This window comes from Vicinamibacterales bacterium (genome assembly GCA_036012125.1).
Lineage (GTDB): Bacteria > Acidobacteriota > Vicinamibacteria > Vicinamibacterales > UBA823 > UBA11600.
On the sequence record DASCOS010000002.1, the window covers coordinates 13,964 to 37,922 of the forward strand.

A 23,959-nucleotide genomic window follows, 5' to 3' on the forward strand; every position below is an offset into this window, starting at 1 on the left:
CTGTGAGGAACTTATTCAATGATCGACTCACTGTCAGCGTTGGCGGGGCGGGTGCCGGGTAGCCTATGGGACATTATCGACATAGCGATCGTTGCCTTTCTCATCTATGAATTCCTGAAACTGATCCGGGGCACTCGTGCTGCGCAGATGGCCCTGGGGATCACTTTGATAGTGGCCTTGTTTTACGTTTCCCGCTTGGCTCCGTTGCAAACGGTCAACTGGTTGATTCGCAACATGGTGGGCTATGTGGTGTTCGCTGGAATTGTGCTATTCCAGGCGGATATACGGCGAGCCCTTGCTCACTTCGGGCGCGGACCGTTCTTTCGGCATCTCGCGCGTGACGGCGATGACGACACCATCGAAGAAATTGTTGTTGCAGCGGCGCAATTGGCTGCGCAACGTGTTGGTGCACTTGTAGTGCTGGAGCGCGCCATCGGTTTACGCAGTCACATTGAAAGTGGCATTCGGCTTGACGCGGCGCTGACCTACGATCTCTTAATTAGCATCTTCCAATCGACCTCACCGTTGCATGATGGCGCAGTAGTCATCCAGGAAGATCGCGTTACTGCCGCAGCCTGCTTTTTACCGCTAACGGTCAACCCACGGCTCGGACGAGAACTTGGTACGCGGCATCGGGCAGCAATAGGGGTATCCGAGGAGAGTGACGCTGTTGCGGTTGTTGTTTCCGAGGAGACAGGACAGATTTCGCTTTCGCTCGGAGGTCGGATCGAAAGAGATCTTAGGCCTGATGAACTGCGAAAGCGGCTACAGGCCCTCGTCATGCGCTCGCAATCCGGATGGGAGCCGGTCGCAAATCTGCAATGATTGTAAGAATCTTTCGTTACCTCGGCTTAAAACTAGTGGCCCTAGGCTTGGCAATTCTGCTCTGGTTCGCTGTGGCGGGCGAGCCGTTCGTCGAACGTGGATTACGAGCACCACTAGAATTTCAAAATATTCCCGAAGGCTTTGCGCTGTTGGGGGAGGTGCCGAGTACAGTCGATGTTCGGTTGCGTGGTGCGTCGGCACTACTCGGTGGTTTGAATTCGAGCGACGTAGTTGCTGTAGTGGATCTTGGTTCAGCGAAGTCGGGGCGCCGACTTTTTCACTTATCGCCGGACGAAGTCCGTGTTCCGTTTGGAGTGGAGGTGGCACAAGTCTCACCATCCACGATCCCACTAGCACTCGATCGGACGGGTCGACGCTTCGTTCCGATCGTACCAGTGATTGAGGGAAACCCGGCCCCGGGCTACGTTGTGGGCGAAGTTTCTTCCCTGCCAAAGAGCGCGGAAGTTGTAGGGCCAATGAGCCAGCTGACTGAGCTTGAGGAAATCATCACCGAGCCAGTATTAATTACGGATGCGACTGAAACCATTGAAATCCTAGTCGGCGTGGGGGTTTCAGACGGAGCGTTGTATCTCCCGGAAGCTAGTCCGACCCAAGTGACCGTTGAAATTAGGCCGGCGGATCCGCAACGGGTAAGTCGCCGAGTCACGTTAGTTTTGAGGAACCTAGCCGCCAGCCTGCATGTTAGCCAGGACCCACCGATTGTCACCGTATGGGCCCAGGGACCCCGGGCGGCGCTCGACGGGTTTCGGGGTGAACTAGTTGACGCTTGGGTTGATCTTACCGGTCTCAACGCGGGTCACCACACTCTGCCGGTTCAAGTTGAGCTAGGTCCAGAGCTCGTCGTGGACGAGATCGACCCGGCTGTTGTTCAAATAGAAATTCGTTGATCGGGCAATCTTCCGTAACACCCTTTTTCATGACTCAGCGCTTGTTTGGCACCGACGGTATCCGTGGCGCAGCCGGAAAGTTTCCGCTGGATGGGCCGACGGTGATCCGGATCGGTGCCGCCCTAATGCGTTCTTTAGACCAGAACCATCTGGAAAAATCGGTTGTTATCGGTCGCGATACCCGCGAGTCAAGTCAATGGATTGAGCATGCTCTAGCAGTTGGCGCAGCGGCTGAGGGGGCTCGTGTTACGAGCATCGGTGTTGCACCGACGCCTGCGGTAGCTTTTCTTACAGCGTCAGGCGGATTCGATGCAGGGGTCGTGATTTCAGCCTCCCACAATCCCTATGGAGACAACGGGATAAAGATATTCACGGCGGGCGGTATCAAGCTCAACGAACAGCGTGAAACGGCACTGGCCAAGATCGTCCGCGACGATTCTTGGTCTACCCCTGACGCTGGGAGTGCCCCCGTTGTCGATTCAGAACTTCTTAGTTTGTATCTTCAGCACATCCGTTCAGTGCTGCCTAACCCGACCGGACTTGGGCCGATGCGCTTGGCTGTAGACTGCGCCAACGGTGCTACGGTAGGCGTCGCGCCGCGCTTGTTTGGCGAACTCGGTTTCGAAGTGATCACGACTGGTTGTGAACCGAATGGACGTAACATCAACGACGGATGCGGATCAACGCATCCCGAACACTTGTCACAATTCGTCAAGGCACGAGAATGTCCAATGGGCGTTGCCCTTGATGGTGACGGCGATCGCGCTATTTTTGTTGATGGTCGCGGCCATATCCTTGATGGCGATAAGGTGTTATTTGTCTGCGCGAAACATTTACAGTCTGAAAATCGATTACGGGGCGACGCGGTTGTTGCAACTGAAATGAGCAACGTGGGATTAAAAATCTCCTTGGAAGACTTGGGGATCACCCTTGTCCGTTGTGCGGTCGGTGACAAATACGTCATGGAGACGCTAACGGAGCAGAAGTTAGCACTCGGTGGAGAGCAATCGGGTCACATTATCTTTCCCGATATCCTTCCGACTGGTGACGGACTCCTGACGACGCTGATGATATTGCAAGCGATGACGGCGACTGGACGCGAGCTTGACTCGTTGGCCGAGGAATTGATGGTTTATCCGCAGGTTCTGGTCAACGTTCGCGTGCGCGAGAAGACGAATCTCGAAACACTCCCGGATGTTGCTGGGGTCATCGCTGAGGTTGAACAGCGGGTGGTTGAGCAGAGGGGACGCCTCTTCGTACGGTATTCAGGCACCGAACCAGTGCTGAGGATTATGCTTGAGGGTCGAGACCAGTCCAAGATTAAACACTGGGCTGAGAAAATTGCAGAGGTCGTGGAACGGCGGCTGGGTTAAGGTTCGGTGCGCCTCTACAGTATCATTGGTTTGAAATGCGTTGTTCTGTTGGGTACCAGTTGGGTTGTCGATGAAACGTGAAGCGCTCGTCCTGCTTGCTTCGGGCACTTTGTTCGGATTGATCGTTGGTTGGGTGCTGGGTAGCCAGGAACCGGCTGGGCCCTCAGAGCCACCAGCGGTTGTTACCCAGGCCGAAGGCGCGGGTAGTGCCGTTGAAGGTGCAACCCCTCCTCCCTTGGATGAAGCGCGCGTAAGGGAACTCATGGCCGAAGCAGAGCGTGATCCCCGTGACGTTGTGACCCGGACAATGCTTGCCAACCTCTACTTTGCTACAGATCGATTTCGGGAAGCCATTACGTGGTATGAGGCGTCCCTCGCGCTCAATCCGGACGATGTGAATGTGAGTACCGACCTAGGCGTTAGCTATTACTATACAAACCAGCCTGACCGCGCGCTTGAGCAATTCATGTATTCACTCGAGGTCGAACCAGAGCATGTTAAGACGATCCTGAATCTTGGTATCGTCCGCGCTTTTGGTAAGCAGGATCTAGCTGGGGCGGCCGAGGCTTGGGATCGTGTGATAGCGATTGCGCCAGACAGTCCTGAGGGTCTGGCAGCGCAGCAGGCCTTGGAGAGTCTACGCTCGGCCCACGCCGGTGACGTGGGCACGACTGGATCGTAAATTCTAGGGTAGGCCTACCAAAATTCAGGCCTTCGCGATACCGATGTGGATTGGCTGGTTTCTTAGGATTTTGTTGATCGTTGTGGGGCTCAGGGCTCTTTGGAAGTTCTGCGCAGGTGTTATCGAAGGTGCTCAAGGGAAGCGTCGAACGGTGCACGGAAGCGTCCCCCTCGTTCGTGATCCAGTGTGCGGTACTTACGTCGTCCGTTCACGAGCCGTCGTGCTTCGGCAGGGTGGTCAGATAGAATATTTTTGTTCTAAGACTTGCCAGCGTCGCTTTAGTACTTGAGTCGGTTGTAATGGTTTTTAACCGATTTGGTGCACCTGCTCTGCAATGCCACCTTCAATACTCCTCACAAGCCGCGTGCCATCTTCGGTGCTGACGCGACTTAAGACGGTCGGTCAGGTTGAGTTGGTGACGGATCATCTAACGCCCGCAGCGTTACAGGAGCGCGTGCCAGGAAAGCGTGCGCTTGTATGCGTAACCACCGATCGCATTGACTCAGCAGTCATAAATGCTGGCTGTGACCTCAAGATTATTGCAAACATTGCTGTTGGCTACGACAACATCGACTTAGCGGCGGCAGCAGGCCGAGGTATATCTGTCACGAATACACCGGGGGTGCTAACGGAAGCAGTAGCCGAGCTAACTTGGGGAATGATCCTGTCGGTCACGCGGCGGATGGTTGAAGGGGATAGGCTGATCAGGCAGAAAGCTTGGAAGGGTTGGGCGCTCGATTTCATGCTTGGGATGGAGCTTAGCGGTAAACAGTTAGGGATTATCGGTCCAGGCCGGATCGGTCGCGCAGTGGCGGCGCGAGCCCCAGCATTCGGGATGGAGGTTGTTTTTGCGAGTCGTTCCCGAGAGACTGTTGTAGCGAGCGAAAAGGCTTTGGTGCCGCTTGATGAACTTCTAGTCACATCAGATATTGTTTCGTTGCACGTTCCACTGAAGCCAGAGACTCGACACTTGATCAACCGCCAAACGCTGGCGCGCATGAAGCGGTCTGCCTATCTGATTAACACGGCTCGGGGGCCAGTGGTTGATGAGGAGGCGCTCAATTGGGCTCTCGACGAACGCCTAATTGCCGGCGTTGCACTTGATGTATTTGAAAGAGAGCCCGAGGTGCATCCGGGATTGTTACAGCGTTCGAACGTCGTGTTAGTGCCTCATTTGGGGAGCGCAACCCACGAAACACGCGTGGCGATGGCGGACTTGGCCGCACGAAACGTTGAAGCAGTTCTTCAGGGCCGACCGCCATTAACCCCGGTTGTGCAGGCGGACACTAAGCCGTGAGTAAAGTGCGTCCGGCATCTCGAGCAAAATTACGCCGTCGGTCACCTGTAGCGTCCATACTCCGCCAGTTGGGACAAGCGATTCAACAGCTGGAGGTGCCGGCGATGGAAAAAATTGCTGACGGTAATGTAGACGAGGCGTTTCGGGTCCTTGTCGGAACGATGCTTTCGGCCCAGACGAAGGATGCGGTGACTCTGGCCGCGTCTACCCGACTATTTGAAGTTGCGACGACCCCAACTGTACTTGCTCAATTATCCGTGCACCGGATCGAACGGCTGATTTACCCTGTGAGTTTCTATCGCCATAAAGCCAAGCACGTCAAGGCCACGAGCCGGCTACTTCTGTCACAACACGGTGGCAAGGTTCCGACGACGATGGGAGAGTTGCTCGGCCTGCCAGGTGTTGGACGCAAGACTGCTAATCTGGTGTTGACCTTGGCTTACAAGAGTACTAGCAACATCTGCGTAGATACTCATGTCCACCGGATTTCCAACCGGCTTGGCTGGGTGAAAACCAAGACGCCCGAACAGACCGAACAAGCACTGTATGAAGTTGTCCCTCGGCGGTGGTGGCCACGGGTAAATCAATTCCTAGTCACGTGGGGACAGAACGTGTGTAGACCAGTCTATCCAGTCTGTGAGCGGTGTGCTATCGAAGATGCATGCCCTCGTCTCGGCGTGACACGAATCGGGCGATGAGTTGCAACGTCAGCGCTTCGGATGCCTAGTGCGATGACTTTACGAGATCGGTATAGCGCGCTTTGTCGAACCCGAAGGCGACATGGCGCCCAACGATCAGCACCGGGCGGCGAATGAGTTTTGGGTTGTCAGTCATTAGAGCGATCGCCTCACGTTTCGACTTCGGCAGAGCACGGCGTTTGAACACAGGGCTCCGCCGGCTAACAAAGTCGAGGAAATCTTCGTGATGGACATGCCGCTTCAAGAACACCGATGAGGGCGGAGTGCGCTCGATATCGCGGATGTCAATTGTGGCACCGAGCTATTTCAGAAAACTTCTGGCGTTACGGCAAGTCGTTCATCCTGGCTTCCAGTACATCGTCACGTTGGCCATTAGCTCTCCTACTCCACGCCATTATGCGGATCCAGGGTGGGCTTTCAACTTACAATAGTCAGAACCGCTGGGTCTAGTCCGGGTTCCGATTCGCGGTAAGCTTCTACGTGGTGTGCTGACCGTTAACGAGATTTTCCATTCAATTCAGGGTGAGTCGACGCATGCCGGTCGACCCTGCGTATTCGTTCGTCTCACAGGGTGCGACTTACGCTGTACTTGGTGCGATACTGCCCATGCTTTTTTCGAAGGCCGGAAGATGTCGGTAAATGAGGTCATGTCAGCCATTGAATTGTATCCGTGTCGTCTCGTAGAACTAACCGGGGGCGAACCGCTGTTACAGGACGACGTATATGCGTTGATCGACCGTTTACTCCGCAAGGGATGGAAAGTGCTAGTTGAAACCGGCGGGCACGTCCCATTAGAGCGCGTGCCATCATCCGTTGTTAAGATCGTGGATGTGAAGTGTCCGGGTAGTGGTGAGGACGAACAACACGACTGGAATAATCTCCAATGGTTAACGGAGCACGACCAAGTGAAGTTCGTTTTACGGGATCGAATAGATTACGAATTCGCGCGTAATACGGTTGTTGAACGCGACCTAGTAGCCCACTGTGCCACTGTTTTAATGTCTCCGGTGCATGGTTTGTTGGCTCCGGAGACACTTGCTAAGTGGGTATTGGCTGATGGACTTCAAGTACGCGTTCAACTGCAGGTGCACAAATATATTTGGGGTGCTGATGCTCGGGGAGTCTAACGATACACGATGAATGCGGTTGTGTTATTGAGCGGAGGCCTAGATTCCTATACGGCAGCTGCGATGATCCAGCAGCAGGGATTCAGTCTGCACGCACTAACTGTGCGATATGGGCAGCAGCATGAGCAGGAATTGTCGGCCGCGCGAGCGGTCGCACGTGCCCTTCGCGTAGATCAGCACCGCGAACTTGCCGTTGATCTAGCAGCGTTTGGTGGTTCTTCGTTAACCGGTAACGGCCAGATTCCGAAATCAAACACGACGGCAAGACCTAGCGACCAATCCACTGCAGGTATTCCATCGACCTACGTGCCAGCCAGAAATAGCGTGCTTCTCTCGCTGGCACTGGCGTGGGCCGAGGCAATTGGCGCTCGCGATTTGGTCATCGGTGTGAACGCGGTTGACTATTCTGGCTACCCAGACTGCCGGCAGGTCTTCATTGATGCTTTTGAGCGTTTAGCGGCAGTGGCTACAAAAGCTGGTGTTGAAGGGGAAGCGTTCACTGTGCATGCACCGCTCATTCAACTGTCGAAGGCCAATATCATTCGTCAAGGGATCACATTGAATCTGGATTACGGGCTTACCCATAGTTGCTACGACCCGAAGCTTGATGGGCAGCCGTGCAAAACCTGCGATAGTTGTCTCCTGCGCGCTCGAGGCTTCCGCGAGGTCGGTCTACCCGACCCAGCGTTATCTCTGGGATTAAATGCATGACTGAACGGATCTACTACACCGAACCCACGAAGACCACTTTCGAGGCGCTGGTAGTTGCTGTTGAGTCTAATGGTTCACAGTCAACTGTCGAGCTTGATAAGACGGTGTTCTATCCAAGCTCAGGTGGGCAACCCCATGACACGGGTGTCTTGGGTGGCGCGCGCGTTGTCGATGTACGAGAGCTCGACGCGGGACGCATTGGTCACGTTATTACTGGTGTGGTAAAGGAGAGCCAGGTGGTGACCGGAATGATCGATTGGCCCAGACGTTTTGACCATATGCAGCAGCATTCAGGCCAACACGTTCTGTCAGCCGTGTTCGACCAGCGTCACAGTGCAAGAACGGTCGGATTTCATTTGGGTCAGGAGGTATCAACAATTGATCTCGACCGTCACCTGCCGGTCGAAGCGGTGGCAGAGGCTGAATTGGATGCCAACGAGGCGGTGTGGCGGAACCATCCGGTGAGCATCAGATTTGCCACTGGCTCCGAAGTGGCTGCTTTACCGTTGCGTAAGGAGCCTGTTAGGTCAGGTGATTTAAGACTAATCGAAATTGATGGCGTGGACCTTTCGGCATGCGGGGGAACCCACGTGGATCGCACCGGAACTATTGGGCTTATCGCTATTACAGGGACTGAACGGTTCCGGAACGGACTTAGAGTTTCTTTTGTATGCGGCGGAAGAGTTCTCAAGGAGTTTCGTGCCAGAGGAGTGACGTTAGATGCTAGTGCTCAATTATTTTCCGGAAATGAATCAGACATACCAGACCAGATTGCCACGCTGCAACACACTATGAAAGGTTTACAGCACACGCACCGTACGGCGGAAGCGCGGTTAAGCGTTTACGAAGCTGCTGCGCTGGCCGCTAACGCTGAAGAGATGCCCGCTTGGTCGTCAATCGTCGCGGCTGTGGAAGTATCGGAGGCTGGGGCGCTCAGAATGCTGGTTAACGCGCTGATTGCCGAACCACATCGCGTGGCGGTTCTATTTTCATCGGTGCTGCCGGCGCTGGTTGTTGTGGCCCGGTCGGCCGATGTGGATCTTGATGCGCGAACCATTCTCAGTCAACTGATCGAGCGTTTTGGAGGCCGTGGGGGAGGGAAGTCAGACCTAGCACAGGGCGGTGGACTTTCGGGCGTGCCCTCTGAACTCTTGGATGCGGCGCGCACCATTCTTTCCGAGCATCGATGAGACAGCGTGCCTACGGTAAGTCCTCGTCGTTGTTGCTCAGTGTGGCCACGGCAGTCATGACTTCCTCAAAGACGGCTGTTTCAATGATCGATGCGACTGCGTCTCGGTTAGCTAAAGCGTAAATGATATCAGCGCTTCGGCCGAATGTGACACGTTCCTCCCGTTCCCCATCGAACATGGTCACAGTTGCAGTTGGCGCATCGAGACCTGTGTTCTCGAGGGAAGTGGTGAAGCGCTCAGCACGGAAACTGACTAGACCTGTTAACAGATCAGAGACAGTCCCCTGATCGACCTCGCCGGTTAATGGTTCGAGCCTTTGCCACGCGAATGGAGTCACCTCGCTCTTTGTTATCACCAGTCGGGCTTCAGGTTGCTCAATTTCCAGTCGAGTTGTAGTTGTTGGATTAAAGGTAAACAGTTCTGCCTGTCGGTAATCTTCCGGTGACCGCGTAAGATCATCCACCAGAGAGTTTTCGACTGTAAAGAGTAGTGAGCGAGCCGCGTCTCGTGCGTAGGAGTTCCCACTATCAGCATTCGTTCCTACCAACAAGGTTGCTTCTGTTGATCCGGCGCCGACGACCGCACTAATAAGCGGTGCGGCAAGGCCATAGTCGTCGAGGTTAGCGCCGTCTGTCTCGATCACCGCTTGCATGCGTGCAGTGTCGAGTTTCGTTAAGAGAGCATTAACAGTGTTCGATGCAGCTCGTATCTTCCAGGGTTCTTCGAGATGCCAGACGCCATCAGCGTGGACCAGCTTGACGGTGTGAGCCGGCGTCGTAAGACTGAGGCGGTCGACGTCATCGCGGTCGAACTCTACAATCGCCTTATCACGGAGATCGAAAGTTGTAAGATCGAAACTGCTTTGAAGGTAAGCGTCAACTAGGAATACCCGGGGATCATCTGAGCGCATCGCGTACAGATGGCCACCAGTGGAAGTTTGATTTCCGAGGAGGAGTCGAATGACTCTGTCTTCCCCTTCAGCTTTGAACGCGATTTCGACCGTTGGATCAGCCAAACCAAATCGGTCCAAATCGTCTGCAATATCTTGGACCACTCGCTCGACCTCAAGTGCTGACACGCCGGTGGTGATACCCGAGACCTCGATTCCGTCAGCTTTTGTCCGGACTGGCTCGATGATGTTCCATATGCCGTCGGTCTTACGCAGCACGGTCCGATCCCCGGATGCTGTGACTTCGAGTTCTACGAGGTCTGCCGATTCCATGTTGAATACTCGGTCCTTAGCGTTTTCGGCTTCAATCCGTGAGGGACGATCGGCTTCGATGAAGTAGGCGTAGGCTGCGAGCGTGGCAGCCAAGGTCAAGAGCAGTAACGTGGAACGCATCTCGTCTACTTACGACCGTCGCTGCCACCAAGAGTAAATGCCGGTACCTAGAACAAGGCCAGGCAAAAACACTAGCGATAGCCAGAAGATCCGCCGCTGTTGATTGGCCGTAAGCGTAATGCGCCGATCTTCAGGCTGTCGCGCACGAATCGCGACAAGATTTTCCTGTTGAGCCAGCCAATTCACCGTGTTGAGGAACAAGTCTCGATTGCCTTGTATTCCCAGGGCAAAGTTTGAAGCGAAATCCGAATCACCTATAACCACAACGCGTGTCTCCGTCGCGGTTTGGTTAATGTCCACCCCTGAGTCGACTGGCTCAGGGGTTGTCTCAACCGGTGCCGTGATAGCAAGCCCGATAACGACTGGCCCAGCTACGTCACCCTGAGTCTCATCCAGTTCAACCTCACCGTCGCTGGTTACTAGGTTAATGTTTGACTCAGCCCAGCTGTCCGCGCCAGTTTCCACCAAAGGCTGAGGCATGCGCCCATTAACACCACCTGTTGTAGCCGTGAGTGAACGTGCCAGAGGGAATGCTGTTAGAAAGTTGAATCGCTCGGTAATAGCATGCGGTGGATAGCTGGCGGCGACAGGAACCGACGCGTCGGTTCCAATCAGTTGACCCATAGCGCTCACATCCACAACTATGTCATTTGACAGTTCGACCGCCCAAGCTGAAAGGAGCTGTTCGAGATTGACTAAAGGAAGGGTGTCGGCGGTCACCTGAGGATCAACTAGGAAAAAAGCTTTACCACCATTGCCTAAATAGCGTTCGAGAGCTTTGATTTCCCCGGCAAGCAAATCGTTATCTGGGCCAGCGACGATGACGACTGACGCATCATCAGGAACTTCCTCACGCTGTGCCAGCACCAGAGTCTCAACGGTAAAGTTGTCTCCTTCAAGAGCACTCACTACCGCGTTGTACCCATCTCGTTCAGCGCTCGCGACATTTTTCTCGCCGTGACCTTCGAGGAAGTACACAGTGAGCGACTCACCTTCAATAGCCTTGATCATTGCATTCGTCAGTTCCTGCTCGGTGTCAGCGGTTACTCGCTCAATCCGGTCTCTGTACTCGAATACGACTGTGCCATACGACTGGATTTGGTATTGGCCCGCTTCCATTGGTTCTTTGTCGATATCTATGTAGCGAACAGAGACCTCAGGGCTGACATCTTCGTATTCTACGAGCCGGCTCCGGAAACGATCGAAATCGTCATCGCGCCCGAACACGAGAATCGACATCGGCACATCAAGCGATTCGAGAATACGGATTGTTTGATCCGAAAGTGTGAACTGACGGGCCGCCGTGAGGTCCCAGCGCCAATTTTGTTTAGAGGCGATGTAATTTATCGAGATGAAAATTCCGAGGACAGCGGCAATGCTCAATGCAGCTATTGAGCCGTATCGCGCCTGACGGCGTCTGAAGATCCTAGATGCCTCACGCCAGTGGGCTAACAGGTAGAGCGACACACAGACGAAGCCGGCGACCGCGCACCAATACCAGACGTTCTGCCATTCGGGTCGGAACCACAACAACGCTACAGCAAGGAAGGTCAGCGCGGTACCCACCCATCCGAATCCTAAGATGATCTTGCGTAACATATCTGTATCTTATCGACTGCGGTTAGCCTGACTCAGTTTCTCCACCGTTCGCTGTCAACTGACTTGGCCGTCAGGAACAGCCCGAATGCGATGAAACTCAGGTAGTACACGATGTGCTTTGTATCGAGAACTCCTCGAGAAAAATCCTCGAAGTGTCCGGTAATAGACAAATACGTTAGCACCTCTCGTGTCACTGGACCGGTAGAGTCAGCCATCCAGTTAATAACCCATAGCAGCAGGAAGACCGCGAAGGTGGCCATTCCGGAAACGGCTTGGTTTCTGGTCATGCTTGAAATCAGCAATCCGACCGAAACGAAGCAGCCTCCAAGCAGTAGAAGTCCTAGGTAGCTGATCGCTACAGGCAGCCACTCGGGCTCACCATAGAGAAACAGGAAGCCGATGTGAAAAAGCGTCGCTGCCAGCATCATGCCGTAAAGCGCCATAGCGCCAGCGAACTTTCCAAGGATGATGTGCCAATCGCTCACTGGTGATGTCAGCAGTAGTTCAATAGTGCCGGATCGTTTTTCTTCTGAGTAGCTACGCATTGTTACCATTGGCAAGACAAATAAAATGATCACGGTTGCATTGATCATCAATGGGCGAATCAAGTCTTGATTCACGTTGATTGTGGTGGGGCCGGCAAATCCAAACTGTCCAACCTGCAGACTCTGTCTGAGAAAGAACGATAAGATCGCACTGTAGAAGTATCCGAACAGCAACGCAAAAAGACCGATGATCACGTATGCAATAGGAGAGGCGAAGTACGCCTTCAGTTCCTTCTGAGCAATGGCGAAGATGTTACGCATTGGTTCCTCCTGACTCGGCTTGGTCAGCATTCTTCCCATCAGGATTCTCGTGCTCAGGTTCGACCTCTTCGGTCGTGAGGTCGAGAAAGATTTCTTCAAGACTCATTCGCGTTGACCGCAATTCGAGAAGACCCCAGCCGTGTGTTACGACGGTGCGGGCCAAATCGCGACGCAGGTCTCGTCCTTGGATCGTCTCGACTTCGGCGCTGACCACGCCCGAATCTTGAGAATTCACTGTCACACGTGTGACGCCGTCAAGTGCTAGCAGAGCCGATGCCGGGTTCGCTGAGCCCGCGTCTATCTGTAGGGAAACGGTTTCGGCACCCTGTAGACGGGCAGTCAAATTGTCTGGCGTATCCTCGGCGACGACCCTGCCGCGATTAATGATGACGATGCGTTGGCAGGTCTGGGAGACTTCAGGCAGGATGTGGGTGCTGAGAATGATCGTATGGTCGCCAGCCAGGCTCTTGATAAGCTCCCGAGTTTCGATAATCTGTTTCGGGTCAAGGCCAGCGGTGGGTTCGTCGAGAATTAAAACGTCAGGATTGTACATAATTGCCTGCGCAAGACCAACGCGCTGCCGATAACCCTTCGATAGTTTCCCACAGTGCCGATCGGCTATGTGGTCAACCCGAGTGCGCTCCATTGACGACCCAACCAGGCGCTGACGGTCGTTACTCGACACGCCATTGATCCGAGCGACGAAGGTCAGGTACTCACGAACAGTCATTTCGGGGTAAAGGGGCGGTGTTTCAGGCAAATAACCAGTATGTCGCTTGGCCTCGATCGGTTGTTCGAATACATCAAATCCAGCGACGATAGCTTTTCCTTCTGTAGCCGGAATGTATCCGGTCAACACACGCATTGTTGTGGTCTTCCCAGCGCCGTTAGGTCCTAAAAAACCAAGGATTTCACCTGGCTCGACACGAAAGCTGATGTTATCGACGGCCGTGAGTGCCCCGTAAACCTTTGTGAGATGTTGGACTTCAATCATGAAGTGTTCTCCAAGCTGACAAAATGTTCACGGCTGGAATCGCCTGCGTGACACGCGCCGTCGCCGATAGCTGGCCAGCTGTTTTGGGCCAGTGTTAAGAACGCGAGCCCATTGATTTGACCACTAGACCTAGATCGTACGTCTGCGGAAAAGGGAGTGTCAACCTCGTCTAGCAGGAAGCAATCAGGAAAAGGAGATTAATAATTCGTGAAGTATGGTTTTAGTCGGGCTGGATCAGCAGTTTACGCAGTGGCCGAATCGAAATGTCGATCGAGGAAGCCATCAATAGCTACCTGATCAGCCGCATCAACCCTTTCGAACTGCAGCCCCATTCCGACGCGTTGGTCAGTCCAGACAACGCGTGCATCAGCCTCGATTTCACGTTTAGTTCCTGGTAGCCGAAAGCGGATCCTTGCCTTCGACGACAATTCGAATGAAGTCATAGTACGAATCGCGATACCGCCTTTGCTCAAGTTAAGGGTGGTGGCCGTGCTAAGCGAGTCGCCAACGGCATAGGAGACGGGAATGCCAAGCGACACCCTGGGGCTACTGCGACGGTTGAAGCTGTCAGGAGATAAGTGCGGCGCTAGCATCGGGAGGATCTGCTGGGTGGGACACTGTTCATTGACGTAGCCCACGACGCCAAGATCTGCAAGCTGTCGGGCTTCATTATTCGATGTGACACTGCTGCTAAAGATAAGGACCGGTGGGAAGTGTTCAAATCTTTTTATGGACTGGACGAGCGAAGGTCCCCTGCACGTTCCCAATTGGAGATCGAGAATAACGAGGTCGATCCGATTGCTAGTGTCGACTAGTTGTTCGACCAACGCTTCATACTTCGTTACGACTATTGCACGATGTTCGGCTGAGGTTAGGGCGTCAGCGAATCGTTCCGCGAGAGCGATTTCGCGTGCTGCGATGACTACGGTCTTCACAGTCATGATGGCTGGCTATACCTCAGTTGACCCACATTGTATCGAGGTGAAGGTATTAGCGTTGGTGAAGACCGAGGACTCTGGTCCGAATGTGATTCGTGGCCCGCAGTGACGAACTTTCCCAATTTTAAGTTCAAACTGGTCTTGGATGGCAACCAATGGCGAAGTGCTGAAACCGACCAGGTAGTGTTGGGAACCCAGTTAAGAATAACGCCTCCTCGGAATAGGCTCAGCGGAAGCGCCGCCCCTGTGCGTTGTCCTTCGCCTGTCTAGCGTAAATAGGGCACTATTCGGTCACCAGACCGGTTCCTTTTAGGGCTTGAGACCGGGTTCGGAGTAATTTAATAGTGTGATTGACAGATTTCACCTGAAAAACTAAAGTCGTAGGCTCACCCCGAGGCATTTTTGAGGTCTGGGTGTGTGTGGGACGCCTGACGTAGTCTCTATTTAGGGACGTCGGGTATTGCGAAGAGGAGAAGTTCCATCATGAAGCCTAGTTACCGCGTTATTTCAACCGCTTGCCTCTGCCTAGTTTTGGGTATCGGGGCGTTCGCTTGTGGGCCGCAGCCGCCACCACCGGAGCCGGCTCCGCCCCCGGCAGAGCCGCCACCGCCGCCGCCGCCACCGCCGCCGCCGCCACCACCACCGCCGCCGCCACCACCACCACCGCCTCCTACGGAAGAGGAGTTGTTTGAGGCGATGACTTTGGCGGAGTTGAATGCGCAGGCGCCGCTTGCCAGCGTGCACTTCGATTACGACTCGGCGGAACTACTCGATAGTGCACGTGCAGCGTTGCAGCGAAACGCAGAATGGATGCAACGGTGGACGAGCACGCGCATCATAGTCGAGGGCCATTGCGATGAACGAGGTACGAACGAATACAACCTCGGTCTTGGAGAGAGCCGAGCGAGCGCTGTGGTCGATTACCTTACAGGTCTCGGTATTTCTGCGAACCGGATTGCTATGGTGAGCAAGGGCGAGGAAGAGCCAGTGTGTTCTGACTCGGCTGAAGGTTGCTGGTCGCGGAATCGGCGCGGCAACTTCATTGTCACCGCGAAGTAGTTACGTTCGACACGGGCGTGGCGGGACCTAAAGTTCTGTCACGCCCGTTGTCTGTACGGCAACTGTCTGTAGAGGCGTTCTATTCCTGTTCTAGGATTCTGATCAACTCGCTGCTCTCAATTCTGGCAGTCGCTGATTTTTTCCCGTCGATCACTAAAACGGGAACTTCCTCTCCGTGTCGCCGCTCAAGCTCAATATCACCTGTGATGTCCACAATCTGAAGTTCGATAGCCATGTGCCCTCGCAGCTGATCGATTTGTGCCTTCATCTCGTCGCACAAGTGGCAATCGTGCTTGGTGTAGAGGATCAGGTTGCGCCGCTGGTTCATGGGTCCAAAACCTCGGCCAGCTGCTTCGAAGCGGCTAATGGATCGGGTGCCTCGATGATAGGTCGACCGACGACGAGGAAATTAGCGCCCGCTGCTACAGCGCTTGCTGCGGTGGCGGTCCGCCTTTGATCGTCCGCACCTTGCGCCAAGCTCACGGGTCTGATGCCGGGTGTCACGATTGTGAAGGATGGGCCACAAGCCGCGCGGATTACCTTGATCTCCCTAGGCGAAGCAACAACTCCGTCGACACCGGCCCGTTGGGCGAGTTCGGCCAGCGCGACCACATGATCGGCCAGCGGTCGTTGGGTAATGCCGAGGTGAGAAAGGTCTGCGTCATCCAGGCTAGTCAGCAGGGTGACCGCGACGATGCGAGGTCCTTCATCACCGGCGGCTTCCTTCGCAGCGCGCAGCATGTCGTGACCACCGGAGGCGTGGACTGTGAGCATCCAGACGCCCATCTCAGCAGCTGACCGCACTGCACCAGCAACGGTGTTCGGAATGTCGTGAAACTTCAGATCGAGAAAAACTCGATCACCACATTTACTCAGTGAACGGACGACCTCGGGGCCGGCAACTGTGTAGAGTTGACTTCCGACCTTGAAGCCTCCGACGTGTCCGCGAAGTTTGTCGGCTAGTGTCAGCGCGCGGTCCATCGAGTCGACATCGAGAGCGACTAAGAGCTGTTCCATGCTTGAGTTTCTGTTAGTTCAAGTGTTCCGACCAGGTTCTGTACCCGATCGATTTTGTGACGAGAGAGATATTCTTCAAGGTCCGCTAATAGCTCCGGCCAGAGGTTGGGATTTACGAAGTTTGCCGTCCCCACTTGCACGGCCGTAGCACCGGCAATGATGAATTCGAGTACATCTCTTGCAGTCGTAATGCCGCCCATTCCAATGATTGGGATGGTTACGGCCTGACTACATTCATAGACCATCCGGACTGCGATCGGACGGATGGCTGGTCCGCTTAATCCCCCCACTCCATTTGATAGGGCTGGGCGACGAGTTTCGACGTCGATGGCCATGGCGAGGAAGGTATTTACCAGTGAAACGGCGTCTGCACCGGCTTCCTCCGCTGCCCTCGCGATACCGGCAATGTCAGTAACATTTGGAGTTAATTTAGGGATGATGGGTAGCTTCGTAACACTCCGAACAGCCTGGACCACCTCGCTTGTACCAACAGCACTATTGCCGAAAGTGATTCCACCCGCTTTGATGTTCGGACATGAAATATTAAGCTCGATCGCGTCTACACCGTCAGCATCGGCAAGTATGCGAGTAATTTCAACGTACTCATCGATTGTGCTACCACAGATGTTGACGATGACTGTGGCGCCTTGACTGTATAAGGCTGGTAGCTTCTCCGCAACGAAGCGATGAACACCGATGCCCTGCAGTCCAATTGCGTTAAGCATCCCCGCCGGTGTTTCTACGATCCGCGGAGGGTTGTGGCCTTCACGCTCGGACAGAAACAGTCCTTTTACCGCGATACCCCCGAGTGCCTTCAGGTTGACAATTTCGGCGTATTCCACGCCGTAGCCGAAGCAGCCGCTCGCGGCGATTAACGGGTTCTTGAGGCGAAGCGAACCAATATCGACGTTCAGATCCATGTTGTGCTAAACAAACTCGTTCCTCAGGTTGCGAACTATAAGCAATTCCAGGCGATGGTTTGACTGTCGAAGACCGGCCCTTCGAGGCAAGCACGAACCAAGTGCGTCGGTTCGTGCTCGCTGTTACACACTGGTACGACACAGCTGTAACAGCCTCCCATGCCGCAACCCATAACAGGTTCTAGTGACACCTGGCATGGTCGTTCGTGAGCCTTGGCCATTCCAGCTACAGTTCGCATCATCGGTGTCGGCCCACACGCATAAAGTGTAGGTTTTGCTGCTACCGCCGAGGCTGTGAGAGCACCTTCCAATGGCGCCGTCACCAACCCGGTCTCGCCCCGGCTGCCGTCTTCTGTCGCCAACACGAGTTCCACGCCGAGTTGTGTGAACGCGTCAAGATAGAACAAGTCGACTGAGCGTCGGCCACCGTAAAATAGCGTCGTCGGTGTGCCAGACTGCTGCAAGGCGGACGCCAAGGTGAGAAACGGTGCGAGGCCAACACCACCAGCCACCATCCAGGCTTCTTGTGGTGGGGTGGCGACAGTGAACGGTATGCCAAGAGGGCCGAGGCAGCTGATCTCTTGATCGACTTCTACGGAGTATAGGATTTCTGTGCTGATTCCCACTCGTTTATTCAGGAGCGAGAATCCCGTTGGTGCACCGTTACCGGTCGACAATACCTCGAAGATGGAAAATGGGCGTCGCAGCAGCGGTTCGAATCCGGCAACTGGTTTAACCATAACGAACTGTCCAGGTCGAGCGCCTAAAGCCAGCGATGGCGCATCGAGGCAGACGACGTTGTAGTCGTCCGACAGACGAATGTTGGACACGACCCGAGCGTCTACATCGACTGGCATGCTCGCAGTATACCTTGAAGGTCGGCGCGGACCGCGGGGAGGTCTGAGGCATGGCGATCTGGCGCAATCTCCTGATAATGTTTCGATGGTCCAATAAGTTATCTCTAGGAAATGATGCGCAGGTTGTCCACTATCCATGTATTTTGGGGAACGTTGACAGGGTTTATCACCCACCGCTACAATTGTTTGACTCTTTAAGAAGCGATCCCGTGAGATCAAGAAGAGGCTTGTGGTGAAAAGTAGGGTCCTCCTGTTTCGCGCGTTTGTCTTGAATCCTTCGAAAATCTGCGTAGCAGTGATTTCGGTGGTCCGTGGTGTGTGCAGTCGGACCCTCACTATAGGCGAGGTGCGCACGTGCCTATCGTGATGGATGCCGACCTGATGAGCCGAACGCTCACCCGAATTGCACATGAAGTGAACGAACGGAATCGAGGCGAGCATGAACTTGCGCTCGTTGGTATTCGTACTCGTGGCGCGGTGATCGCTAGACGTCTCGCTGACAAGTTACGAGAAATTCTTGGGTCAGAAGTACCTACCGGCGCACTCGACATCACGCTGTATCGTGACGATCTAATGCGCCAACCGGTCGGTCCGCAGCCGATCGTGCGACGCACCGAAATCCCATTTTCGATTGACAACAAGAGGATCGTCCTTGTCGACGATGTGCTCTACACTGGCCGTACAATTCGAGCGGCATTAGATGCCCTAATTGATTTTGGCCGGCCCCGATCTTTGCAGCTTATCGTTCTGGTTGATCGGGGCCATCGGGAGCTACCGATCAAAGCCGACTACGTTGGTAAGAACCTGCCGACCTCAACTAGCCAGAGCGTTCAAGTGCACATGCACGAAATAGACGGATGCGATGAGGTTGTGATTCAGGAGGACGAGTCACCTGGGAGAAAGTCGTGACGGGTTCAGAGAGCGCGAACCGTGTGACGGTCACTAACGACGCCAACGAAACGTCCATAATGCCTAGGACCACCCTACGATCGCATCATCTTCTCAGCATCGGCGACTTGGATTCTGACGAAATTAACCTGATCCTCGATACAGCCGAAGCGATGAAGGAGATCGGTTCGCGGACGATAAAAAAAGTTCCCGCGCTCCGTGGAAAGACCATCGTCAACCTCTTCTACGAGCCGAGTACTCGCACCCGTACGTCATTCGAAATCGCTGAGAAACGTCTGAGTGCAGACTCGCTCAATATTGCGGTCACTGGCTCGAGCGTCGTTAAAGGTGAGACCCTGTTCGACACAGCCCGTAATCTTGAAGCGATGGCACCGGACATCATCGTTCTGCGCCATGAAGCCTCTGGCGCGCCGCATCAACTCGCTGGTATCTGCCGAGCAGGGGTGATTAACGCAGGTGACGGTATGCATGAGCACCCAACCCAAGCGCTGTTGGACGGGTTTACGATACGTGCCCATAAAGGTCGGATTGAGGGGTTGAAGGTCGTGATTGTTGGGGATCTGCTGCATAGTCGCGTGCTTCGATCAAATATCCTTTTGCTACGAGAGCTTGGTGCTGACATTTGGGTGTGCGGCCCACCTACGCTGATGCCACAGGGTATCGAACACTTTGGTGTTCACGCGACTACGAAACTCGACGAAGCAACTGAGGGTGCAGACGTTATTATGATGTTGCGGCTCCAGCGGGAGAGGATGCAGGGGCATTTTGTGCCGTCGCTTCGTGAATACTTTGCGGTCTACGGGCTGACAGTCGAACGGGTCGAACGCGCGAAGCCAGACGTCATCATTATGCATCCTGGGCCGATAAACCGTGGAGTGGAAATCGCTTCGGAGGTAGCTGACGGTCCATATTCGGTCATGCTGGAGCAAGTGGCCAATGGTGTGGCAGTGCGCATGGCTGTGTTGTATCTGTTGGCTGGGAATCCTGATGAGATGTGAAACGCGACGGATAGGCGTTAGTGACTGATGAAGATACTGTTGAAAGGTGGTCGAGTTGTCGACCCTGCAACAAACCGCGACACCATTTGCGATGTGCTTATCGATGGTGCGGTAATTGAACGGGTTGGCTCAGACCTACCAACTGCCGGCGTAACGGTCGTCGAAGTTCCCACCGGATGTGTGGTATGTCCCGGTTTTATTGACATGCATGTACACCTGCGTGAACCTGGACAGGAGCACAAGGAGACAATCGCGACGGGAACGACTGCTGCTGTGGCTGGGGGTTTCACTGCCGTTGCATGCATGCCTAATACCCAGCCTGTGAATGACCATGCGGGAATCACAGAACTTATTTTGTCCAAGGCTGCGGCCGCAGCACAAGCGAGGGTGTATCCGATCGGTGCCGTTTCACGTGGATCGCAAGGGGAGCAACTCGCAGACCTTGCGGAGTTACGAGCTGCTGGGTGTGTTGCAGTTTCTGATGACGGTCATCCGGTTGCCGACGCACTGCTGATGCGACGGGCGCTCGAATATGCCTCGTCTTTTGGGATGCCTGTCATCGACCACTGCGAAGATCCGGCGCTAAGGGGCGGTGTGGCCCATGAAGGATTTCAGGCGTCCGCGCTGGGACTTCGAGGCCTTCCGGCTATTGCCGAGGAGCTAATCGTTGAACGTGACGTAACGATAGCTGGGTTGATTGGAGCTCCAGTGCACGTCGCCCACATGAGTGTGCAGGGTTCCCTGCGAGCGGTACGTTCGGGGAAGGACCGGGACGTTCCGGTCACCTGCGAAGTCACGCCGCATCATTTCATCTTGACTGACGAAGTTCTGCAGAGCTACGACACGAATACCAAGATGAATCCACCACTGCGCGAAGTTGCTGACCGAGACACAATGTTACAAGGACTCGCCGATGGCTCTATTGATGTCATAGCAACCGACCACGCGCCACACCACTACGACGAGAAGGCGGTAGAGTTCGATCGGGCGCCGTTTGGAATTATAGGGCTTGAAACAGCGGTTTCTCTCTCTCTTGACCGCCTCGTGAAGCGTGGTGTTCTCTCGCTGAACCGGTTGGTGGAACTCTACTCAACGAATCCAGCGAGAATCCTCGGTGTCGCTGGCGGTATACTGGAAACGGGTGCACCCGCTGATTTGACGATAATCGCGCCAGATATTCAGACAACCATTGATACGACCCAGATGCGCTCAAAGGCAAAGAACACTCCCTTTGACGGCTGGGAATTGTGCGGAAGCGTCGCTGCAACCATCGTTGCCGGGCGGGTTCTCTACGTGAGTGACACGGTGGCAGGTGCCAACGTTTTTTCAAAGGAGTGGAAGTAACTACGTGGTGAGTCGGCAGGCCGATATTAGTGAGAGAGCACTGAAAGATTTGCAGCGGCTCCAGGTTCTGATGGTTGATGGCCATTTTGATTACGGTAATGGATACCACGGCCGTGCATACCTAAACGCTCACCAGCTATTCCGTCAGCCATCGACGATATGGCGTTTTGCTCAGGACCTCATCGATGTTCTTCCGTTTGAACTTCTGTCACAGGTCGAAGTGTTTGCCGGACCGGTGACCGGTGGAGCCCTCCTAGCGCACACCATCGCTGGCCTGATGGACGGGAAGCGGAAGTTGACCCATCCGCCCTGCGTGTTTGCACCGTTCAATGTTGGCACTGACCGTGGCCTGTATCTTAGAAGTTTCTATGCCGCTCAAATTGCTGGTAAGCGGGTTTTACTTGCTGACGACGTCCGTAATACGGGTGAGACACTCCATAAGTGTGCGGAGCTCGTCACCGAGGCGGGCGGGACACCAATCGGAACTGTCCAGATTTACGACAGACTCGAAGTCGTTAAGGCCCTCACTGTGCCGAATATAGCGCTTGCCGAGTACCGGGCACCAGACAATTATCCGGCCGAAGCTTGTCCGCTCTGCGCTTCTGGTCAGGCGATTACAGCTTTTTGACGAGCCGTTTTCTGTCACATCGGCACCACTCTGCTGCTTCCCGCGCTCGGTTAAAGATGGGGCTCGAGCGTCTCTTTACTGGCTCCAACATTGTCAAATCGGCCGAGGACCCGATTCAAATCGTTTACCGCTACCCAGAGACTGCAGATAGGGAAATTGTTGCTTTCTGTGCGTCCGCCCTCGCATTTGGGCGAGTGAAAACCGTGATGGCTTCTATCGAAGCACTTGTGGCTTTGATGGGGCCGTCGCCGCTACGTTTCATTACGACGTTTGAACCGGCTGATGCACAACGCCACTTACGCGGATTTAGGCATCGCTGGATTCGCGACGCTGACATCGTAGCGCTACTTTGGATGCTTCGGCAGATGATTGACCAGCATGGGTCGATTGAAAAATTTTTTGCCGAAGGGCGAGGTGAGGTAACGGTATCGGTAGCCTGTCAGCTCGAATCGTTTTGCACACGGGCAATGGCACTCGATATTAGTCGAGCGTACGGGCGCGTTCCACGGACGCCAGGTGTCCGCTATTTCTTTCCGCGTCCCTCGACTGGTAGTGCATGCAAACGCCTGAACTTGTTCCTTCGCTGGATGGTGCGTCGGGACGAACCAGACCCTGGAGGCTGGACGATTCTCGCACCCTCGGTGCTGATCGTCCCACTGGACGTGCATGTGATTCGAGTTAGTCAATGCCTCGGCCTGACGCCTTACCGCTCTTCCGGCTGGCGGATGGCTGCATCAATTACAGATTCCCTCCGTGATCTCGATGCGGATGACCCCATCCGGTACGATTTCGCGATCTGCCATCTAGGGATAGCGGGAGCGTGCGGATTCGAACGCCGGGAGAAGGACTCCCGGTGTCCGCTTCGTGGACTGTGCCGACCGGCACCTCGACGGAAACGGTCGATTCAAGCAATCCGATAGTCGAGGATATCGACCGAAAACCCCAGTGAACCTTAGCGCCGCTGACGTTCCCATAGCTTAGCGAACTTCAAAAATACATAGTAAGCATTCATTGTTGAAATAATGAATCCAGCTACACCGTCCCGAATTCCCCCGCGTAATAGATAGTTTCTAAGGAAGGCTAGGATCGGATGGACGACCAATCTGAGAAAGCTGGTACGCCGTCCTTGGGCTGCCATGTCGTCTGCCGCGAGAGTTGCATAGCGGTCAATCGTATCGAGCTGATGCGAAAGATCTCGATACGTATAATGTTCGAGTTCGTGCTGAAAACGGCCGACCCGTCCAGAAACGGTCACCGATTCGTGAACACTAGGCGTGCTCCAGCGCCCAACACGCCGGTCGTAAAGGCGAAGCTGAAAATCTGGATACCAATCAGTAGAACGGACCCACCTTCCGAGATGGAAAGTGACCCTTGGCACGCGGTAGCCGCGGTGGGCCGGTTCAGTTTCCAGAAGTTGACGGATCTCCTGCGCTAATTGATGAGGGACGCGCTCGTCGGCATCGAGGGAAAAAATCCAATCGTGGCTAGCGATCTCGGCCGCGTAGTTCTTTTGGTCGCCGTACCCAGTCCAAGACCGCACAAAAACATGGTCTGTGAATCGGCGGGCGATGTCAGCCGTGCCATCTTCGCTACCACAGTCAACGACAATAAGCTCATCAGCCCAGGAGACTGACTCAAGGGCGTAGGCAAGGTTCTTCTTTTCGTTTTTTGTGATAACCGTGACCGACAACTTCGGCACAGAACAAGTGTAGCACCATCCCCGGACTGACTCCGACG

The 23,959-nt window shown here is 54.5% G+C and carries 26 protein-coding genes; 15 read left to right on the forward strand and 11 right to left on the reverse strand.

The window, feature by feature from the left end; all coding sequences use genetic code 11:
* Positions 1-18 precede the first annotated feature (18 nt).
* The 6 genes from cdaA (at position 19) to nth (ending at position 5,783) form a co-directional block, all read left to right on the forward strand.
* Entirely contained in the window at positions 19-825 is an 807-nt protein-coding gene (cdaA, locus tag QGH09_00185; GenBank protein HJO16605.1) for a diadenylate cyclase CdaA, read from the forward strand.
* The gene (locus tag QGH09_00190; protein ID HJO16606.1) at positions 822-1,733 is read left to right on the forward strand and encodes a CdaR family protein; all 912 of its coding nucleotides are present in this window, start codon (positions 822-824) and stop codon (positions 1,731-1,733) included. Before cdaA ends, QGH09_00190 begins: the two co-directional genes overlap by 4 nt.
* A 29-nt stretch (positions 1,734-1,762) precedes the next feature.
* Positions 1,763-3,106, forward strand: coding sequence for a phosphoglucosamine mutase (gene glmM, locus QGH09_00195; protein ID HJO16607.1), 1,344 nt, complete (start codon positions 1,763-1,765; stop codon positions 3,104-3,106).
* A 70-nt stretch (positions 3,107-3,176) separates the two neighbouring features.
* Positions 3,177-3,788: a tetratricopeptide repeat protein gene (locus QGH09_00200; protein ID HJO16608.1), complete on the forward strand. Its 612-nt coding sequence runs from the start codon at positions 3,177-3,179 to the stop codon at positions 3,786-3,788.
* Positions 3,789-4,122: 334 nt separating this feature from the next.
* Complete coding sequence (locus QGH09_00205; protein ID HJO16609.1) at positions 4,123-5,085, forward strand: D-glycerate dehydrogenase; 963 nt, start codon at positions 4,123-4,125, stop codon at positions 5,083-5,085.
* Positions 5,082-5,783, forward strand: coding sequence for an endonuclease III (gene nth, locus QGH09_00210; GenBank protein HJO16610.1), 702 nt, complete (start codon positions 5,082-5,084; stop codon positions 5,781-5,783). The genes QGH09_00205 and nth overlap by 4 nt, the downstream gene beginning before the upstream one ends.
* Positions 5,784-5,808: 25 nt before the next feature.
* On the opposite strand, the gene QGH09_00215 is transcribed toward nth, so the two are convergent.
* Positions 5,809-5,970, reverse strand: a complete 162-nt coding sequence (locus QGH09_00215) for an ArsC/Spx/MgsR family protein (protein HJO16611.1) — start codon at positions 5,968-5,970, stop codon at positions 5,809-5,811.
* A gap of 298 nt (positions 5,971-6,268) precedes the next feature.
* Here QGH09_00215 and QGH09_00220 point away from each other — a divergent pair, with 298 nt between their 5' ends.
* Genes QGH09_00220 through QGH09_00230 form a run of 3 tightly spaced genes read left to right on the forward strand, consistent with a single transcriptional unit; the run spans position 6,269 to position 8,811 of the window.
* On the forward strand, positions 6,269-6,910 hold the full coding sequence (locus QGH09_00220; GenBank protein HJO16612.1) for a radical SAM protein: 642 nt from the start codon (positions 6,269-6,271) through the stop codon (positions 6,908-6,910).
* 9 nt (positions 6,911-6,919) lie between these two features.
* Positions 6,920-7,621: a 7-cyano-7-deazaguanine synthase QueC gene (gene queC / locus QGH09_00225; GenBank protein HJO16613.1), complete on the forward strand. Its 702-nt coding sequence runs from the start codon at positions 6,920-6,922 to the stop codon at positions 7,619-7,621.
* Entirely contained in the window at positions 7,618-8,811 is a 1,194-nt protein-coding gene (locus QGH09_00230) for a DHHA1 domain-containing protein (GenBank protein ID HJO16614.1), read from the forward strand. Before queC ends, QGH09_00230 begins: the two co-directional genes overlap by 4 nt.
* A 10-nt stretch (positions 8,812-8,821) precedes the next feature.
* Here QGH09_00230 and QGH09_00235 read toward each other — a convergent pair whose 3' ends face one another.
* The 5 genes from QGH09_00235 to QGH09_00255 all read right to left on the reverse strand — a co-directional run bounded on the left by QGH09_00235 (position 8,822) and on the right by QGH09_00255 (position 14,493).
* Positions 8,822-10,153, reverse strand: a complete 1,332-nt coding sequence (locus QGH09_00235; protein ID HJO16615.1) for a DUF4340 domain-containing protein — start codon at positions 10,151-10,153, stop codon at positions 8,822-8,824.
* A 9-nt stretch (positions 10,154-10,162) separates the two neighbouring features.
* Positions 10,163-11,752, reverse strand: a complete 1,590-nt coding sequence (locus tag QGH09_00240; protein ID HJO16616.1) for a Gldg family protein — start codon at positions 11,750-11,752, stop codon at positions 10,163-10,165.
* A gap of 32 nt (positions 11,753-11,784) precedes the next feature.
* A complete protein-coding gene (locus QGH09_00245) occupies positions 11,785-12,558 on the reverse strand; it encodes an ABC transporter permease subunit (GenBank protein HJO16617.1) in 774 nt (257 codons plus the stop codon).
* Positions 12,551-13,552, reverse strand: coding sequence for an ATP-binding cassette domain-containing protein (locus tag QGH09_00250; GenBank protein HJO16618.1), 1,002 nt, complete (start codon positions 13,550-13,552; stop codon positions 12,551-12,553). Before QGH09_00250 ends, QGH09_00245 begins: the two co-directional genes overlap by 8 nt.
* 242 nt (positions 13,553-13,794) lie before the next feature.
* Positions 13,795-14,493 (reverse strand): PilZ domain-containing protein, encoded by a 699-nt coding sequence (locus tag QGH09_00255; protein ID HJO16619.1) that lies wholly within the window; start codon positions 14,491-14,493, stop codon positions 13,795-13,797.
* A gap of 480 nt (positions 14,494-14,973) precedes the next feature.
* On the opposite strand from QGH09_00255, the gene QGH09_00260 reads away from it, so the two are divergent.
* Entirely contained in the window at positions 14,974-15,549 is a 576-nt protein-coding gene (locus tag QGH09_00260; GenBank protein HJO16620.1) for an OmpA family protein, read from the forward strand.
* A 79-nt stretch (positions 15,550-15,628) separates the two neighbouring features.
* On the opposite strand, the gene QGH09_00265 is transcribed toward QGH09_00260, so the two are convergent.
* From QGH09_00265 to QGH09_00280, 4 genes are read right to left on the reverse strand one after another with little or no spacing between them, the layout of a single operon-like run.
* A complete protein-coding gene (locus QGH09_00265) occupies positions 15,629-15,877 on the reverse strand; it encodes a glutaredoxin family protein (GenBank protein ID HJO16621.1) in 249 nt (82 codons plus the stop codon).
* On the reverse strand, positions 15,874-16,566 hold the full coding sequence (gene pyrF, locus QGH09_00270; protein HJO16622.1) for an orotidine-5'-phosphate decarboxylase: 693 nt from the start codon (positions 16,564-16,566) through the stop codon (positions 15,874-15,876). Before pyrF ends, QGH09_00265 begins: the two co-directional genes overlap by 4 nt.
* Positions 16,551-17,486 (reverse strand): dihydroorotate dehydrogenase, encoded by a 936-nt coding sequence (locus tag QGH09_00275; GenBank protein ID HJO16623.1) that lies wholly within the window; start codon positions 17,484-17,486, stop codon positions 16,551-16,553. Before QGH09_00275 ends, pyrF begins: the two co-directional genes overlap by 16 nt.
* A gap of 35 nt (positions 17,487-17,521) precedes the next feature.
* Positions 17,522-18,343 carry a dihydroorotate dehydrogenase electron transfer subunit gene (locus QGH09_00280; GenBank protein HJO16624.1) on the reverse strand — a complete coding sequence of 274 codons (822 nt, stop codon included), beginning with the start codon at positions 18,341-18,343 and terminating at the stop codon, positions 17,522-17,524.
* Between the two features lie 354 nt (positions 18,344-18,697).
* On the opposite strand from QGH09_00280, the gene pyrR reads away from it, so the two are divergent.
* From pyrR to QGH09_00305, 5 genes are read left to right on the forward strand one after another with little or no spacing between them, the layout of a single operon-like run.
* Positions 18,698-19,252 carry a bifunctional pyr operon transcriptional regulator/uracil phosphoribosyltransferase PyrR gene (gene pyrR, locus QGH09_00285; protein HJO16625.1) on the forward strand — a complete coding sequence of 185 codons (555 nt, stop codon included), beginning with the start codon at positions 18,698-18,700 and terminating at the stop codon, positions 19,250-19,252.
* Positions 19,249-20,250, forward strand: coding sequence for an aspartate carbamoyltransferase catalytic subunit (locus QGH09_00290; GenBank protein ID HJO16626.1), 1,002 nt, complete (start codon positions 19,249-19,251; stop codon positions 20,248-20,250). The genes pyrR and QGH09_00290 overlap by 4 nt, the downstream gene beginning before the upstream one ends.
* A 27-nt stretch (positions 20,251-20,277) precedes the next feature.
* Positions 20,278-21,594, forward strand: a complete 1,317-nt coding sequence (locus QGH09_00295) for a dihydroorotase (GenBank protein ID HJO16627.1) — start codon at positions 20,278-20,280, stop codon at positions 21,592-21,594.
* Positions 21,595-21,598: 4 nt separating this feature from the next.
* Positions 21,599-22,222, forward strand: a complete 624-nt coding sequence (locus QGH09_00300) for a phosphoribosyltransferase family protein (protein ID HJO16628.1) — start codon at positions 21,599-21,601, stop codon at positions 22,220-22,222.
* Between the two features lie 56 nt (positions 22,223-22,278).
* Complete coding sequence (locus QGH09_00305) at positions 22,279-23,142, forward strand: TIGR02757 family protein (GenBank protein ID HJO16629.1); 864 nt, start codon at positions 22,279-22,281, stop codon at positions 23,140-23,142.
* Between the two features lie 32 nt (positions 23,143-23,174).
* Here the strand turns inward: QGH09_00305 and QGH09_00310 are convergent, their stop codons facing one another.
* Positions 23,175-23,921 (reverse strand): glycosyltransferase family 2 protein, encoded by a 747-nt coding sequence (locus QGH09_00310; protein HJO16630.1) that lies wholly within the window; start codon positions 23,919-23,921, stop codon positions 23,175-23,177.
* Positions 23,922-23,959: the final 38 nt, after the last annotated feature.

What these genes read in the sequence shown, in the direction of transcription:
- QGH09_00235 (HJO16615.1), bottom strand. Translation starts at nt 10,153, where the DNA reads ATGCGTTCCACGTTACTGCTCTTGACCTTGGCTGCCACGCTCGCAGCC.
- QGH09_00305 (HJO16629.1), top strand. Translation starts at nt 22,279, where the DNA reads ATGGGGCTCGAGCGTCTCTTTACTGGCTCCAACATTGTCAAATCGGCC.
- glmM (HJO16607.1), top strand. Translation starts at nt 1,763, where the DNA reads ATGACTCAGCGCTTGTTTGGCACCGACGGTATCCGTGGCGCAGCCGGA.
- QGH09_00205 (HJO16609.1), top strand. Translation starts at nt 4,123, where the DNA reads ATGCCACCTTCAATACTCCTCACAAGCCGCGTGCCATCTTCGGTGCTG.
- pyrF (HJO16622.1), bottom strand. Translation starts at nt 16,566, where the DNA reads ATGGAACAGCTCTTAGTCGCTCTCGATGTCGACTCGATGGACCGCGCG.
- QGH09_00275 (HJO16623.1), bottom strand. Translation starts at nt 17,486, where the DNA reads ATGGATCTGAACGTCGATATTGGTTCGCTTCGCCTCAAGAACCCGTTA.
- QGH09_00255 (HJO16619.1), bottom strand. Translation starts at nt 14,493, where the DNA reads ATGACTGTGAAGACCGTAGTCATCGCAGCACGCGAAATCGCTCTCGCG.
- QGH09_00265 (HJO16621.1), bottom strand. Translation starts at nt 15,877, where the DNA reads ATGAACCAGCGGCGCAACCTGATCCTCTACACCAAGCACGATTGCCAC.
- QGH09_00240 (HJO16616.1), bottom strand. Translation starts at nt 11,752, where the DNA reads ATGTTACGCAAGATCATCTTAGGATTCGGATGGGTGGGTACCGCGCTG.
- QGH09_00245 (HJO16617.1), bottom strand. Translation starts at nt 12,558, where the DNA reads ATGCGTAACATCTTCGCCATTGCTCAGAAGGAACTGAAGGCGTACTTC.
- QGH09_00260 (HJO16620.1), top strand. Translation starts at nt 14,974, where the DNA reads ATGAAGCCTAGTTACCGCGTTATTTCAACCGCTTGCCTCTGCCTAGTT.
- QGH09_00295 (HJO16627.1), top strand. Translation starts at nt 20,278, where the DNA reads ATGAAGATACTGTTGAAAGGTGGTCGAGTTGTCGACCCTGCAACAAAC.
- queC (HJO16613.1), top strand. Translation starts at nt 6,920, where the DNA reads ATGAATGCGGTTGTGTTATTGAGCGGAGGCCTAGATTCCTATACGGCA.
- QGH09_00230 (HJO16614.1), top strand. Translation starts at nt 7,618, where the DNA reads ATGACTGAACGGATCTACTACACCGAACCCACGAAGACCACTTTCGAG.
- cdaA (HJO16605.1), top strand. Translation starts at nt 19, where the DNA reads ATGATCGACTCACTGTCAGCGTTGGCGGGGCGGGTGCCGGGTAGCCTA.
- QGH09_00190 (HJO16606.1), top strand. Translation starts at nt 822, where the DNA reads ATGATTGTAAGAATCTTTCGTTACCTCGGCTTAAAACTAGTGGCCCTA.
- QGH09_00280 (HJO16624.1), bottom strand. Translation starts at nt 18,343, where the DNA reads ATGCCAGTCGATGTAGACGCTCGGGTCGTGTCCAACATTCGTCTGTCG.
- QGH09_00200 (HJO16608.1), top strand. Translation starts at nt 3,177, where the DNA reads ATGAAACGTGAAGCGCTCGTCCTGCTTGCTTCGGGCACTTTGTTCGGA.
- QGH09_00250 (HJO16618.1), bottom strand. Translation starts at nt 13,552, where the DNA reads ATGATTGAAGTCCAACATCTCACAAAGGTTTACGGGGCACTCACGGCC.